Source organism: Peribacillus sp. SRI_006 (genome assembly GCF_057586375.1).
The window spans coordinates 197,109-210,044 of record NZ_JBYCZT010000011.1 but is presented as its reverse complement, the minus strand read 5'-3'; the positions used below and the strand labels follow the sequence as shown (position 1 = coordinate 210,044).

General features: G+C 42.2%; 9 protein-coding genes and 4 tRNA genes. All 13 read left to right on the top strand.

Going from position 1 to position 12,936, the window contains the following annotated elements:
• The first annotated feature begins 40 nt into the window (after positions 1-40).
• The 13 genes from AC2YHV_RS17690 to AC2YHV_RS17630 all read left to right on the top strand — a co-directional run bounded on the left by AC2YHV_RS17690 (position 41) and on the right by AC2YHV_RS17630 (position 12,934).
• A complete protein-coding gene (locus AC2YHV_RS17690) occupies positions 41-2,011 on the top strand; it encodes a DHH family phosphoesterase (RefSeq protein WP_053536992.1) in 1,971 nt (656 codons plus the stop codon).
• Positions 2,008-2,457, top strand: coding sequence for a 50S ribosomal protein L9 (rplI, locus tag AC2YHV_RS17685; RefSeq protein WP_487373714.1), 450 nt, complete (start codon positions 2,008-2,010; stop codon positions 2,455-2,457). The genes AC2YHV_RS17690 and rplI overlap by 4 nt, the downstream gene beginning before the upstream one ends.
• A gap of 140 nt (positions 2,458-2,597) precedes the next feature.
• Positions 2,598-3,962, top strand: coding sequence for a replicative DNA helicase (gene dnaB, locus AC2YHV_RS17680; RefSeq protein ID WP_034316139.1), 1,365 nt, complete (start codon positions 2,598-2,600; stop codon positions 3,960-3,962).
• 281 nt (positions 3,963-4,243) lie between these two features.
• The gene (locus tag AC2YHV_RS17675; RefSeq protein ID WP_034316136.1) at positions 4,244-5,536 is read left to right on the top strand and encodes an adenylosuccinate synthase; all 1,293 of its coding nucleotides are present in this window, start codon (positions 4,244-4,246) and stop codon (positions 5,534-5,536) included.
• Between the two features lie 278 nt (positions 5,537-5,814).
• Positions 5,815-5,890: transfer RNA gene (locus AC2YHV_RS17670), tRNA-Lys, on the top strand.
• An 8-nt stretch (positions 5,891-5,898) separates the two neighbouring features.
• Positions 5,899-5,970: transfer RNA gene (locus AC2YHV_RS17665), tRNA-Glu, on the top strand.
• A gap of 23 nt (positions 5,971-5,993) precedes the next feature.
• Positions 5,994-6,069, top strand: a tRNA-Asp gene (locus AC2YHV_RS17660).
• Positions 6,070-6,098: 29 nt separating this feature from the next.
• Positions 6,099-6,171 (top strand) — tRNA-Phe (locus tag AC2YHV_RS17655).
• 408 nt (positions 6,172-6,579) lie between these two features.
• Positions 6,580-7,998, top strand: coding sequence for a peptidoglycan DD-metalloendopeptidase family protein (locus AC2YHV_RS17650; RefSeq protein ID WP_487373713.1), 1,419 nt, complete (start codon positions 6,580-6,582; stop codon positions 7,996-7,998).
• Between the two features lie 281 nt (positions 7,999-8,279).
• Positions 8,280-8,987, top strand: a complete 708-nt coding sequence (gene yycF / locus AC2YHV_RS17645) for a response regulator YycF (protein WP_034316131.1) — start codon at positions 8,280-8,282, stop codon at positions 8,985-8,987.
• Positions 8,988-8,992: 5 nt separating this feature from the next.
• Positions 8,993-10,825: a cell wall metabolism sensor histidine kinase WalK gene (walK, locus tag AC2YHV_RS17640; protein ID WP_063574575.1), complete on the top strand. Its 1,833-nt coding sequence runs from the start codon at positions 8,993-8,995 to the stop codon at positions 10,823-10,825.
• Positions 10,822-12,153, top strand: a complete 1,332-nt coding sequence (locus tag AC2YHV_RS17635; RefSeq protein ID WP_063574576.1) for a YycH family regulatory protein — start codon at positions 10,822-10,824, stop codon at positions 12,151-12,153. Before walK ends, AC2YHV_RS17635 begins: the two co-directional genes overlap by 4 nt.
• A complete protein-coding gene (locus AC2YHV_RS17630) occupies positions 12,140-12,934 on the top strand; it encodes a two-component system regulatory protein YycI (RefSeq protein ID WP_063574577.1) in 795 nt (264 codons plus the stop codon). The genes AC2YHV_RS17635 and AC2YHV_RS17630 overlap by 14 nt, the downstream gene beginning before the upstream one ends.
• Positions 12,935-12,936: the final 2 nt, after the last annotated feature.

Below are 12,936 nucleotides of genomic sequence, written 5' to 3'. Positions count from 1 at the left end.
AGACTTTTTTGTAAAACAGATGCTTTTAGGAGCTGAAACTATGCCATCTTATTTGAAAGAATACTCGATTAAGTCCCCATTGTATGGGGTGCTGGCCGCAGTCGTTTTACTTTTGGGCGTACTGGCTTATTATAATTGGGTTATTGCACTTGTTGGACTATTGATTCTTGCTGGTTTATTTTATTTAACATTAAGAATGGTAGAAAAAAAGCAACGGAAGACAGAAGAGTATATAACGACTTTATCCTACCGTTTAAAGAAGGTGGGCGAGGAAGCGTTATTGGAAATGCCGATTGGGATCATGCTCTTTAATGAAGATTATTACATTGAATGGACCAATCCATTCCTGGCTTCTTGTTTTAGTGAGGATTCCTTGGCAGGAAGATCGCTATACGATGTTGCGGACTCGATAGTACCGTTAATCAAGCAAGAGATCGAGACAGAGACACTTACGCTCCACGATCGGAAATTCAAGGTGGTCCATAAGCGTGATGAAAGGCTTCTTTACTTTTTTGATGTGACGGAGCAAGTGGAAATCGAGAAATTATATGAAGATGAGCGAACGGCAATTGCGATTATTCTTCTTGATAATTATGATGATTTGACACAGGGTATGGATGATCAGCGTAAAAGCAGCATTAATAGCTTGGTTACCTCACTTCTCGATAAGTGGGCAAGGGATAATGGCGTTTTCTTTAAACGGGTTTCCTCGGAACGATTCATCGCTGTCTTTAATGAGCATATCCTTCAGCAGCTTGAAAAGGGGAAATTCTCGATTTTGGATGAAATCAGGGAAACGACGGCCAAGCAAAATGTACCACTGACCTTGAGCATCGGGGTCGGCTCGGCCGTGTCATCCTTGCCGGAACTAGGTACGCTTGCCCAGTCCAGCTTGGATCTCGCTTTAGGGCGGGGCGGTGACCAGGTGGCCATAAAGCAAGCGAATGGAAAAGTGAAATTCTATGGCGGCAAAACCAATCCGATGGAAAAACGCACGAGGGTCCGTGCCCGTGTGATTTCCCATGCATTGAAGGATATAGTCCTTGATAGCGATAAAGTCATTGTCATGGGCCATAAAAACCCGGATATGGACGCAATCGGTTCAGCGATCGGCATCTTGAAAGTAGCCCAAATGAATGAACGTGAAGGCTATATTGTCATCAACACCCAGCAGCTCGACAGCAGTGTCCTTCGTCTAATGGAAGAAATCAAAAATAAAGAAGAGCTGTATGCCCGGTTCATAACACCTGATGACGCATTTGAGATGATTACGGATGAGACCTTGCTGGTTGTGGTCGATACCCATAAACCTTCCATGGTGATTGAAGAGCGGTTATTGAATAGAATCGATAAGGTTGTGGTTATTGACCATCATCGGCGGGGTGAGGAGTTCATCAAAAACTCATTGCTCGTCTATATGGAGCCATATGCATCTTCAACGGCAGAGCTTGTGACCGAATTGCTTGAATATCAGCCGAAACGCTCAAAAATTGATATGCTGGAGTCGACGGCGCTTCTTGCCGGTATCATCGTCGATACGAAAAGCTTCACCTTAAGAACAGGATCACGTACTTTCGATGCAGCCTCATATCTAAGGGCGCATGGAGCTGATACGGTACTTGTCCAGAAATTCTTAAAAGAAGACGTGGACACCTATATCAAACGATCGAAGCTCATTGAAGAAGTCATCTTTTATAAAAAGGGAATTGCCATTGCCGCGGCAAAAACCGATCAGGTTCATAATCAGGTGCTCATTGCTCAGGCTGCGGACACCCTATTGACGATGGATGGCGTTGTCGCTTCCTTTGTAATGGCTAAGCGGTCTGATGATACGGTGGGGATAAGTGCGCGTTCTCTTGGTGATATCAATGTACAGGTGATCATGGAAATGTTGAATGGAGGCGGACATCTAACGAATGCCGCCACTCAACAGGTATGCTCCATTGATGAAGCCGAAAGTCGATTGAAAGCAGCTATTGATGAATATTTAGAAGGGGGATATAAAGAATGAAAGTGATATTTCTTAAAGACGTTAAAGGTAAAGGGAAAAAAGGGGAAGTTAAAAATGTTGCGGATGGTTATGCACATAATTTCCTGCTTAAACAAGGATTGGCCGTTGAAGCAAATAATTCAAACGTGAAAACTTTGGAAGCACAGAAAAATAAAGAAGAATCACTTGCAGCAGAAGAGCTGCAGCAGGCTGAAGAATTGAAAGTGCAGCTGGAGAAATTAACGGTTGAACTATCTGCCAAAGCCGGTGAGGGCGGGCGTTTATTCGGTTCCATCACGACTAAACAAATTGCATCCGAGCTTCAGAAAAAACACGGTATCAAGGTTGATAAACGTAAAATGGACCTTGCTGAAGGCATCCGCACTTTAGGGCATACAAAGCTTCCGGTGAAGCTTCATCCTGAAGTCACTGCAACACTGACTGTGCATGTGAAAGAAATTAACTAATTTTAGCTGTTTCATATCTGTGAAAAATTGATAAAATAGAGATAGACGAAAAATGTGATTGGGCATGTTGTCCTTTCACTTTTTTCTTTTTCACTAGAAACATATAAAAGGTATCCTCTTAGAATGGGAGGTTTTAAGATATGATAGAACAATTTCAGGATAGGATTCCACCTCAAAATATAGAAGCCGAACAGGCCGTGCTAGGAGCCATTTTTCTTGAGCCCTCTTCATTGACCGTTACATCGGAAGTTTTGATTCCGGAGGATTTTTATAGAAGCTCTCATCAAAAGATCTTTAATGTGATGCTTAAATTGAATGACGAAGGAAAAGCTGTCGATTTGATTACGGTGACAGAGGAATTGGCTGCGACAAAAAACCTTGAAGAAGTTGGCGGGGTTTCTTATTTAAGTGAGTTGGCCGGATCGGTGCCTACCGCGGCCAATATTGAATATTATGCCCGCATCGTCGAGGAGAAGTCATTGCTGCGCCGTTTGATCCGGACTGCGACGAACATCGCTCAGGAAGGCTATAGTCGTGAGGACGAGGTCGAGGAGCTGCTAGGTGAAGCAGAAAAAACGATCATGGAAGTGGCCCAGCGTAAGAATTCCGGGTCTTTTCAAAATATTAAGGATGTATTGGTTGCGACTTACGATAATATAGAAATTTTGACTACCCGTAAAGGGGATGTCACGGGAATACCGACAGGGTTTGCTGAACTGGATCGAATGACAGCGGGGTTCCAACGTAATGACCTCATCATAGTTGGTGCCCGCCCTTCGGTTGGTAAAACCGCTTTTGCATTGAACATCGCTCAAAACGTTGCGACCAAAACGGAGGAGAATGTAGCGATTTTCAGTCTTGAAATGGGTGCAGAGCAGCTCGTTATGCGTATGCTCTGTGCTGAAGGGAATATCAACGCCCAGAATTTACGGACAGGTTCCTTAACTGATGAGGATTGGCGTAAACTGACGATGGCGATGGGAAGCTTGTCGAATGCCGGCATTTATATCGATGATACGCCAGGTGTCAGGATTGGTGAAATCCGTTCAAAATGCCGTCGTTTGAAGCAGGAACATGGCCTTGGCATGATATTGATCGATTACCTGCAGTTAATTCAAGGCGATGGCCGTTCAGGCGACAACCGTCAGCAAGAGGTATCCGAGATTTCACGTTCACTCAAAGCGCTGGCTCGGGAACTTAAAGTGCCCGTCATCGCCCTTTCCCAGCTATCGCGGGGAGTGGAGCAGCGTCAGGATAAGCGCCCGATGATGTCTGATATCCGGGAATCCGGGAGTATCGAGCAGGATGCTGATATCGTCGCATTCTTATACCGTGATGATTATTATGATAAAGAATCCGAGAATAAAAATATCATTGAAATCATTATAGCGAAACAGCGTAATGGTCCGGTGGGCACGGTTTCGCTTGCATTCGTAAAAGAATATAATAAATTCGTCAATCTCGAACGCCGCTTCGATGATGATTCGATGTCTCCCGGCGCATAGGGGACTGCCTGCCATTCATGCAATGGCGGGCTTTCTCTGTTTCAGGAAAAAGAAAGGCCCTAATGATAATAGAAAAAGAAATCAGAGGGTACAATAATGTTTGACAATCCTAAAAAAACCGGAAAGAAATTTCTCATATTTACGAACAAAGAATTTTTTAAAAAGTGTATTGTTCGGATTTTGTATTGACTTCCAGTTTGGATTATTGATAAAATAGGTTTGTTTGATAAGAACCGGTTAATGATCGGTATTACGTGAACCTTTGGAGGTGCTTTATTCAGATGTCATCAGTTGTAGTAGTCGGTACACAATGGGGAGACGAAGGTAAAGGTAAAATAACAGATTTTCTATCCCAGAATGCGGAAGCCATCGCTCGTTATCAAGGTGGGAATAATGCAGGGCATACAATTAAATTTAACGGCGTTACCTATAAACTGCATTTAATTCCGTCAGGGATTTTTTATAGTGATAAGATTTGTGTCATTGGAAACGGTATGGTAGTTGATCCAAAAGCTCTTGTAGAGGAGCTTGCTTATTTACATAGCCATGGGGTGAGTACGGATAATCTTCGTATCTCGAATCGTGCACATGTCATTCTTCCTTACCATATCAAATTGGATGAAGTCGAAGAAGACCGTAAAGGCGCCAACAAAATTGGAACGACTAAAAAGGGAATCGGCCCTGCATATATGGACAAAGCTGCTCGTAACGGAATCCGCATGGCAGACCTTTTGGACCGTGAAATTTTCGAGGAAAAATTGTCTCAAAATCTTGTCGAAAAAAACCGTATGTTCGAACGCTTCTATGAAACGGAAGGTTTCAAAATCGAAGATATCTTGGAAGAATACTATGAGTACGGACAACAAGTGCAGAAATATGTTTGTGATACATCCGTTGTATTGAATGACGCACTTGATGAAGGAAAACGGGTATTATTCGAAGGGGCACAAGGTGTCATGCTTGATATCGATCAAGGAACATACCCATTCGTCACTTCTTCCAACCCGGTTGCAGGTGGAGTTACAATCGGTTCGGGTGTAGGTCCTACGAAGATCAACCATGTGGTTGGAGTATGTAAAGCATACACAAGCCGCGTGGGCGATGGTCCTTTCCCTACAGAATTGCATGATGAAGTCGGTAACCAAATCCGGGAAATTGGCCGTGAATATGGAACAACTACAGGCAGACCGCGCCGTGTAGGCTGGTTTGACGCTGTTGTCGTTCGCCATGCTCGCCGTGTCAGCGGGATTACCGATTTATCATTGAACTCGATTGACGTATTATCAGGTCTTGATACGGTCAAAATTTGTGTGGCCTATGAATACAAAGGCGAAATCATTCATGAGGTACCAGCGACTTTGAAAGCGATTGGCGAATGTAAACCAGTCTATGAAGAGCTGCCAGGCTGGTCAGAAGACATCACAGGCTGCAAATCATTGGATGAGCTTCCAGAGAACGCTCGCCACTATGTAGAGCGCGTATCTCAATTGGTAGGCATTCCTTTGACCACTTTCTCTGTCGGTCCTGACCGTAACCAAACAAATGTCGTGAGAAGCCCTTGGCGTCTAGCGTAATTCATGAAAAAGGAGCTGGCTTTTTTTGCCGGCTCTTCTTTCATTTTTATGATCGATGCATTATATGTCACGTTCGGGAGGTCCGGGATACCGAGTGAATGTGGATAAAAACTATAGGGAAAATAAAAAAGATAAGAAAAAAATAATTTTATTTCAAAAAACTATTGCCTAAACTATAAGAACCATGATATTATCAAAAGCGTCGTCACAATAGAACAAGCCATTAACAAGTTGCAGATGGTAAGTTAACATCCAGCAAAGAAACATTTCATTAGAACGAGCCATTAGCTCAGTTGGTAGAGCATCTGACTTTTAATCAGAGGGTCGAAGGTTCGAATCCTTCATGGCTCACCATTTTTTCCGGCCCATTGGTCAAGCGGTTAAGACACCGCCCTTTCACGGCGGTAACACGGGTTCGAATCCCGTATGGGTCACTTCTTTATATATATGCTTTACTGGTCCCGTGGTGTAGCGGTTAACATGCCTGCCTGTCACGCAGGAGATCGCGGGTTCGATTCCCGTCGGGACCGCCATTTTATTTTTATTCTAAAATAGAATATTTGGCTCAGTAGCTCAGTCGGTAGAGCAAAGGACTGAAAATCCTTGTGTCGGCGGTTCGATTCCGTCCTGAGCCATCCTTGTATAAACGCCTTTCCTTTAGGGCGTTTTTTTGTTATGTGCCCAGAGGATTCTGAATGAAATCTTGTAATAGATTGTTAACGTTTTGTAACATACCATTTTCGGCCAATTCGGGATATAACCCGCTTTTACCCTTGGTGGGCTTAGGCCCACTCCTCTTTCCGCAGTTTATTGAACTGTCCCCATTACCATATCTATTGGTACAAGTTGTCACCATTTATACAGTTCTATTACATTATGAAGTCGGTTTCTTGTTTTTTTTCTTAATATGGTAGAGTTATGAGTGATAAAAATCATTATAGAAATCAGTCATAAGCATCAGGATATTTAAATTGGACTAATAAATCTCAAATAAATTTGATTAGTTTCTTAATTGGTGACTGAGCCGTTAAGGAGGACAATATATGTTTAGCTCAAAAGGCAAGGGGATCATCCTGTTGATGGTTTCCGTCATTTTGGTGCTTGCGGGCAATCGGGTAACTGCTGCTGGGATATCGGAAACTACAACCATACAGCATGTTTATCTTAATGATGAATTCGTCGGCAGTGTGACGGATGAAACGGAAATCGAAAACATCGTAGCCGATAAGGTAGAGGAAGCACAGGAAGATTATCCTGACTTTACATTCGATAAGGAGACACAGCTGAAGTTCGTACCTGAAGAGGTATTCGATGAAGATGTTAAAGAGGATCAGGCTGTTAAGGGAATTCAAGATCAGTTGAATGTGAAGGCCGAGGCGTATGAAATCGACATAGATAACCAGGCGGTCGCTTATGTTGCGTCAAAGGAAGATGCAGAAGACGTTCTGGAGAAAATCACTTTATTATATGTAAATGAAGAGGAATATGCTGAATACGAATCAGGTAAAAAAGAAAGTGAAAAAGATGCCGATTCGTTAAAAGAGCCAGGAAGCAGAATTTTGGATATCGAATTTTCACATCCCGTTACGTTTAAAGAGACAATGGTATATCCAGACGAAATCAAGAGTGTCGATAAAACCCTTTCCATGATAGAAGAAGGAAAGGAAGAAACGACGATCTATGAGGCTAAGGAAGATGAAGAGCTTGAAGCCATTGCCAATAGCCATGATATGGACCTGGATCAACTGCTGGAGCTGAATCCGGGACAGGATGAGGACAAAGGTGTTAAAGAGGGCGAGCGTCTCTATGTGACCCAACGTACCCCCTATGTGAACGTAATGGTAGAAAGAGAAGTATTAAAGGAAGAGAGAATTCCTTTTGAAAAGAAAGTGAAGGAGGATGACGAACTTCCAAAGGGCGAACTCATTACTGAACAAATGGGGAATGAGGGGATTCTTGCGTTCACCTATAATGTATCTGAAACAAATGGAAAGAAAATCAGTGAATCGATCGTAAAAAAAGAAGTCACGGAAGAAGCTAAAATGGAAATCACCAGAAAAGGCACCAAGGTCATACCTTCACAGGGCAGCGGTACATATTCATGGCCTGCAGATGGGGGCTATATTTCCAGTAAGCAGGGCCAGCGCTGGGGGAAACTTCATAAAGGTATCGATATTGCAAGGCCAGCCACCAGGACCATAACGGCAGCAGATCATGGGATAATCGAAACTGCCGGGAATTCCGGAGGATATGGAAATAAGATAACGATCAATCATAATAATGGATATAAGACAGTGTATGCCCATTTGGATTCAATAGATGTAAAAGCCGGACAAAAGATTGAAAAAGGCATGAAAATTGGGATGATGGGTTCAACAGGTCACTCGACCGGTGTCCACCTTCATTTTGAAATATATAAAAATGGGTCTCTCGTTAATCCGCTAAACTATATAAGTCAGTAATTGATGGAAGTCTTCGAAAATTATTCGAAGACTTCTTCTGCTTCATTAATAGATGAGAATAATAGGAAAAAGGTGATTTAATGCCTATAAAATGATAAAGTAGAATAGAGACAATTTGCTTTCATTCCAGTGTTCAGCCCCTTTTATTGGGTATATATATGCAACTTTGCTGAAACTAGGTTGCGAAGCTTTGTGAAAGCAGAAGGAAAAGTGAATAAGGTCCCGGATAAGGACACGGTTTTTAATAGATTCAGTTCAGTTATTAAAAAGGAGATAAGTACATGGATAAAAAGATTTTGGTAGTGGATGACGAAAAGCCAATTGCTGATATATTACAATTCAATCTAAAAAAAGAGGGCTACGAAGTTTTTTGTGCTTATGATGGCAATGAAGCTCTCAAAATGGTGGAAGAACGGCAACCTGATTTGATTTTACTTGATATCATGCTGCCGCAGCGCGATGGGATGGAAGTATGCAGGGAAGTAAGGAAGAAGTATGAAACCCCGATCATCATGCTAACGGCAAAAGACTCGGAGATAGATAAGGTGTTAGGATTGGAGCTTGGTGCAGACGACTATGTGACAAAGCCATTTAGTACCCGGGAAATAATTGCCCGCGTTAAGGCGAACCTTAGACGTCAGCAAGCCGTTCCGGTTCCCGATCAAGAAAATGAACCGAAGGAAATTACGATAGGCACGCTCACTATCCATCCGGATGCCTATGTGGTATCCAAGCGCGGCGATACGATAGAATTGACGCATCGTGAATTTGAGTTGCTTCATTACTTAGCGAAGCACATCGGTCAGGTCATGACGAGGGAGCACTTATTACAAACCGTGTGGGGCTATGATTATTTTGGTGATGTGCGGACGGTCGATGTAACGGTCAGACGTCTTCGTGAGAAGATTGAAGACAATCCAAGCCATCCTGGCTGGATTGTAACTAGAAGAGGGGTCGGTTATTACCTGCGTAACCCTGAACAGGAGTAGTTTCTATGAAAAAGGTTGGTTTTTTTCGCTCAATTCATTTTAAATTTGTTCTGATTTATGTATTGCTCATTTTCGTGGCAATGCAAATAATCGGGGTATATTTTGTTGGGGAATTGGAAGAAAATCTTGTCGGGAACTTTACGAAATCAATAAAAGGTCACGTTAACCTGCTTACCTACAGTATTGGTGAAGAAATGGAAAAAGAGAGGGGAGAGGAGGATCCGACCCTCGAAGAAGCGATTGATGCGATATTGAGAGACCGGGATAATTCATCGAATGATATTTCGGAAGTACGTGTCATCGACACCCGCAGCAGACGGGTGATCGGAACTTCAGCCCGAGGTAACCAGGATATTGTAGGGAAGAAGACGACAGAGGTCCTTATCAAGAATACGCTCACTTTTGGAAAAGAAGATAGTGATATATTTCGCGAGAAGAAAACAGGCAGGCGGCTCTGGGTCCTTTCGACACCCATTGAAGCAAATGGGGAGGTCATTGGCGCCGTCTATGTAATTGCCGAGATGGAGAATGTCTTTGAGCAGATGGATGAAATCAATAGCATCTTCATGACGGGTACGGCCATCGCTTTGGTCATTACGGCCATCTTGGGGATCCTGCTCGCACGAACGATCACCAGACCCATGTCTGATATGAGAAAACAGGCCCTTGTGATGGCAAAAGGGAATTTCTCCAGAAAAGTCAGGGTATATGGCGATGATGAAATTGGCCAGCTTGCCGTCACTTTCAATAATTTGACCAAAAAACTCCAAGAGTCGCAATCAAGCACAGAGGGAGAGCGGCGAAAGCTATCATCTGTCCTTGCCAATATGACGGATGGTGTAATTTCAACGGACAGGCGCGGTCGGGTGAACTTGATTAATGAACCGGCGGCACAATTATTGAATGTCTCGAGTGAAACCGTCATGAACCAACCGATCATTGAGGTTTTGGGTCTTGAAGAAGAATATAAATTTGAGGATTTACTGGAAGAGCGAGAGTCCATCATCCTTGATTACAGCAAAAAAAATCATCCTTTCGTTTTGAGGGGGAACTTTTCGGTCATTCAAAAGGAAACGGGATTCGTTAATGGTTTGATCACGGTTTTGCATGATATAACAGAGCAGGAAAAAATCGAGAGTGAACGCAGGGAATTCGTTGCCAATGTATCACATGAACTACGAACTCCGTTAACGACGATGAGAAGTTACCTGGAGGCATTGGCTGAAGGGGCATGGAAGGACGAGGAAATCGCTCCATCGTTTTTAAGCGTGACCCAAAATGAAACGGAGCGAATGATCAGGCTTGTTAATGATCTGTTACAGCTTTCGAAAATGGACAGTAAAGATTACAGGCTTAAAACTGGCTGGGTGAATTTCAATAAATTCTATGACCACATCATCGATCGTTTTGAAATGTCGAAAAATGATGACATCACGTTTAAGCGTGATTTGCCGAAGGAAGCTTATTTTGTGGATATTGATGAAGATAAAATCACCCAGGTTCTCTATAATGTAATCTCCAACTCATTAAAGTACTCACCTGAAGGGGGTCAAGTGACTTTCCGCGTCAGGGCATCTGATGGCTTTATCATTGTGAGCATTACAGATCAAGGAGTGGGTATCCCGAAAAACGTCATTGATAAAATATTCGACCGCTTCTACCGTGTGGATAAAGCAAGGGCCCGTAACTTAGGCGGGACAGGGCTTGGTTTAGCGATTGCAAAAGAGATGGTCGTGGCGCATGGCGGGAAAATATGGGCGGAAAGTGTGGATGGAAAAGGAACTACCGTGTTCTTTACACTTCCTTACGAACAGGAAGAAGAGGATGATTGGTCATGAATTTTGAACGTGCAAAAAGTATAATACTGATTATTTTGGTTGGGACAAGCATATTTTTGACATGGAGCATTTGGACGTACGAGCCTGAGTATGATCCATTTGAACAATCGTCGGAATTCATAAAGATTAAAAGCGATGTCCAGATTGTCAGTGATGTCATTAAACCAGTCAGTATCCTTTTCCATGGCAATGGGCAGCATTTCCAGACTTCCAATCCGGCAGAAATCAATGAAATGGAAAAAGAATTTTCGCAATGGCGTTTTAGAGGCCTAAAAGAGATATCCGTAAACAGGCTGCAAAGGAAATTTGACGATTTTGTCCATGAAGATGGATCGATTGAAATCGAATTCTCCGATGATATTCCCATCTCTCTTTATAAAACGGTATTGAATATAACGGATAAGGAAGTGCCTGAATTTTCGTTTGATCGAATCATCATTAAACAAAAGAATATCAGTGGTAATGAATCTGCCGTTTATTTTGTTTCCTACGATCGGAGAAAGATTTATCAAGGTATGGTCGACTCTAAAAAACTAAGGAATTTCATGGATTCATTTTATCGGGGTTCCTATGATAAGCATCCTGAATACACGGCCGAAACGATAAACAGCAAAAGGACGCTGTTCGTCCCGGAAAACCCAGTGGAGATCAATAGACTTGAATATTATATTGACTATTTGGATATTGGAAACTTGAAAAATGCGTTATTTAGTTTTCCGAAGTTCGTTCGCCAGGAATCGGTTTCGGTCGGTGAGGAATATACGGATGGAACAAGACTTATGACGGTCAATAAAGAGAATTACTTAATTTCTTATATTAATCCGGCACAAAAGAGCAAGTTATTTGACAGTTCCAGTGACCTTTTGCAAAAGAGCATCGATTTCATCAATGATCATGCCGGTTGGGAAAATAACAATTACCGCTTTGCCAATATGTCGGAGAATGAACAACGAGTGGTATTCCGCTTATTCGTGAATGGTTATCCGGCCTTCAATGAATCTGGAATGACGGAAATCGAGCAAATTTGGGGGAAAGAAGAAATTTATAGCTATGATCGTCCATATTTTAAACTTGATTCAGTCCTCCCGTCAGTAGGATCGGCAAAGACTTTACCAAGCGGTAAAGAAGTAGTGAATCAGCTGAAATCGAAAGATAATGTCGATTTCAATAGCGTGGAGGACATCTCGATAGGCTATAGATTGGATAAATCCCTGGATTCCAAACTTGTAACTCTAGTTACACTTGAGCCCACTTGGTATTATCGTATCGGCGATAAATGGTTTATTGTGCCTTTTGAAGAAGGAGGCGGTCAAAGTGGATTGGAATAATACAAAGTCGATTTTCATCATGGTTTTCTTCGTTTTGAATATTTTTCTTCTTTATCAATTCCTGGAAAAGATTAATGACTCCCAATATGAAAGTTTCACGGAGTCCACTACGGAAGAACTGTTGAAAGAAGATGAGATTTCCATAGAAACCCCTCTTCCGAAACAAAAGTCGGATCAATTCCTGATTGCCCAAAGCAAGACTTTCGAGAAGAAAGATATACAGTACCTGAAAAATCAAAAAGCAAAAATCATCGATGATAAGAAGCTTGTGGGTACATTTAAAACACCGGTTGGCATGAAAGCGGAAATTAATGCTGCAGACCTTGATATATTCCTGAAGGAGTATATATTAAAAGGAAATGAATATCATTATTGGAGCTATGATGAAATCAGCCAGACCATCACCTGCTATCAAGTGGAAGATAAAAAGATGTTTTATAATAATAGTAAGGGGAAGGTCACTCTATATCTGAACAAGAAGGGTGAAATCGTTTCCTATGAACAGATGTATTTAGAGGAAATCAAAAAATTCAATAAACCTAAAGAATTGAAATCTGCCATAACTGCTATTGGAGCATTGTATGACAATGATGATATTGATCCCAAAAGCAAAGTCACGAATGTAAAATTGGGATATTACAATTCGCTGCAGACGACATCTGTGTCACATTTACTTGTGCCAACATGGTGGGTGGTAATTGATGACGAAACGGATCTCTTCGTGAATGCTTTTGATGGAGAGGTCATTGAATTGAATACAGAAGAAAAAATACTGGAGTGAGT

What these genes read in the sequence shown, in the direction of transcription:
- AC2YHV_RS17675 (WP_034316136.1), top strand. Translation starts at nt 4,244, where the DNA reads ATGTCATCAGTTGTAGTAGTCGGTACACAATGGGGAGACGAAGGTAAA.
- AC2YHV_RS17650 (WP_487373713.1), top strand. Translation starts at nt 6,580, where the DNA reads ATGTTTAGCTCAAAAGGCAAGGGGATCATCCTGTTGATGGTTTCCGTC.
- yycF (WP_034316131.1), top strand. Translation starts at nt 8,280, where the DNA reads ATGGATAAAAAGATTTTGGTAGTGGATGACGAAAAGCCAATTGCTGAT.
- walK (WP_063574575.1), top strand. Translation starts at nt 8,993, where the DNA reads ATGAAAAAGGTTGGTTTTTTTCGCTCAATTCATTTTAAATTTGTTCTG.
- AC2YHV_RS17635 (WP_063574576.1), top strand. Translation starts at nt 10,822, where the DNA reads ATGAATTTTGAACGTGCAAAAAGTATAATACTGATTATTTTGGTTGGG.
- dnaB (WP_034316139.1), top strand. Translation starts at nt 2,598, where the DNA reads ATGATAGAACAATTTCAGGATAGGATTCCACCTCAAAATATAGAAGCC.
- AC2YHV_RS17690 (WP_053536992.1), top strand. Translation starts at nt 41, where the DNA reads ATGCCATCTTATTTGAAAGAATACTCGATTAAGTCCCCATTGTATGGG.
- rplI (WP_487373714.1), top strand. Translation starts at nt 2,008, where the DNA reads ATGAAAGTGATATTTCTTAAAGACGTTAAAGGTAAAGGGAAAAAAGGG.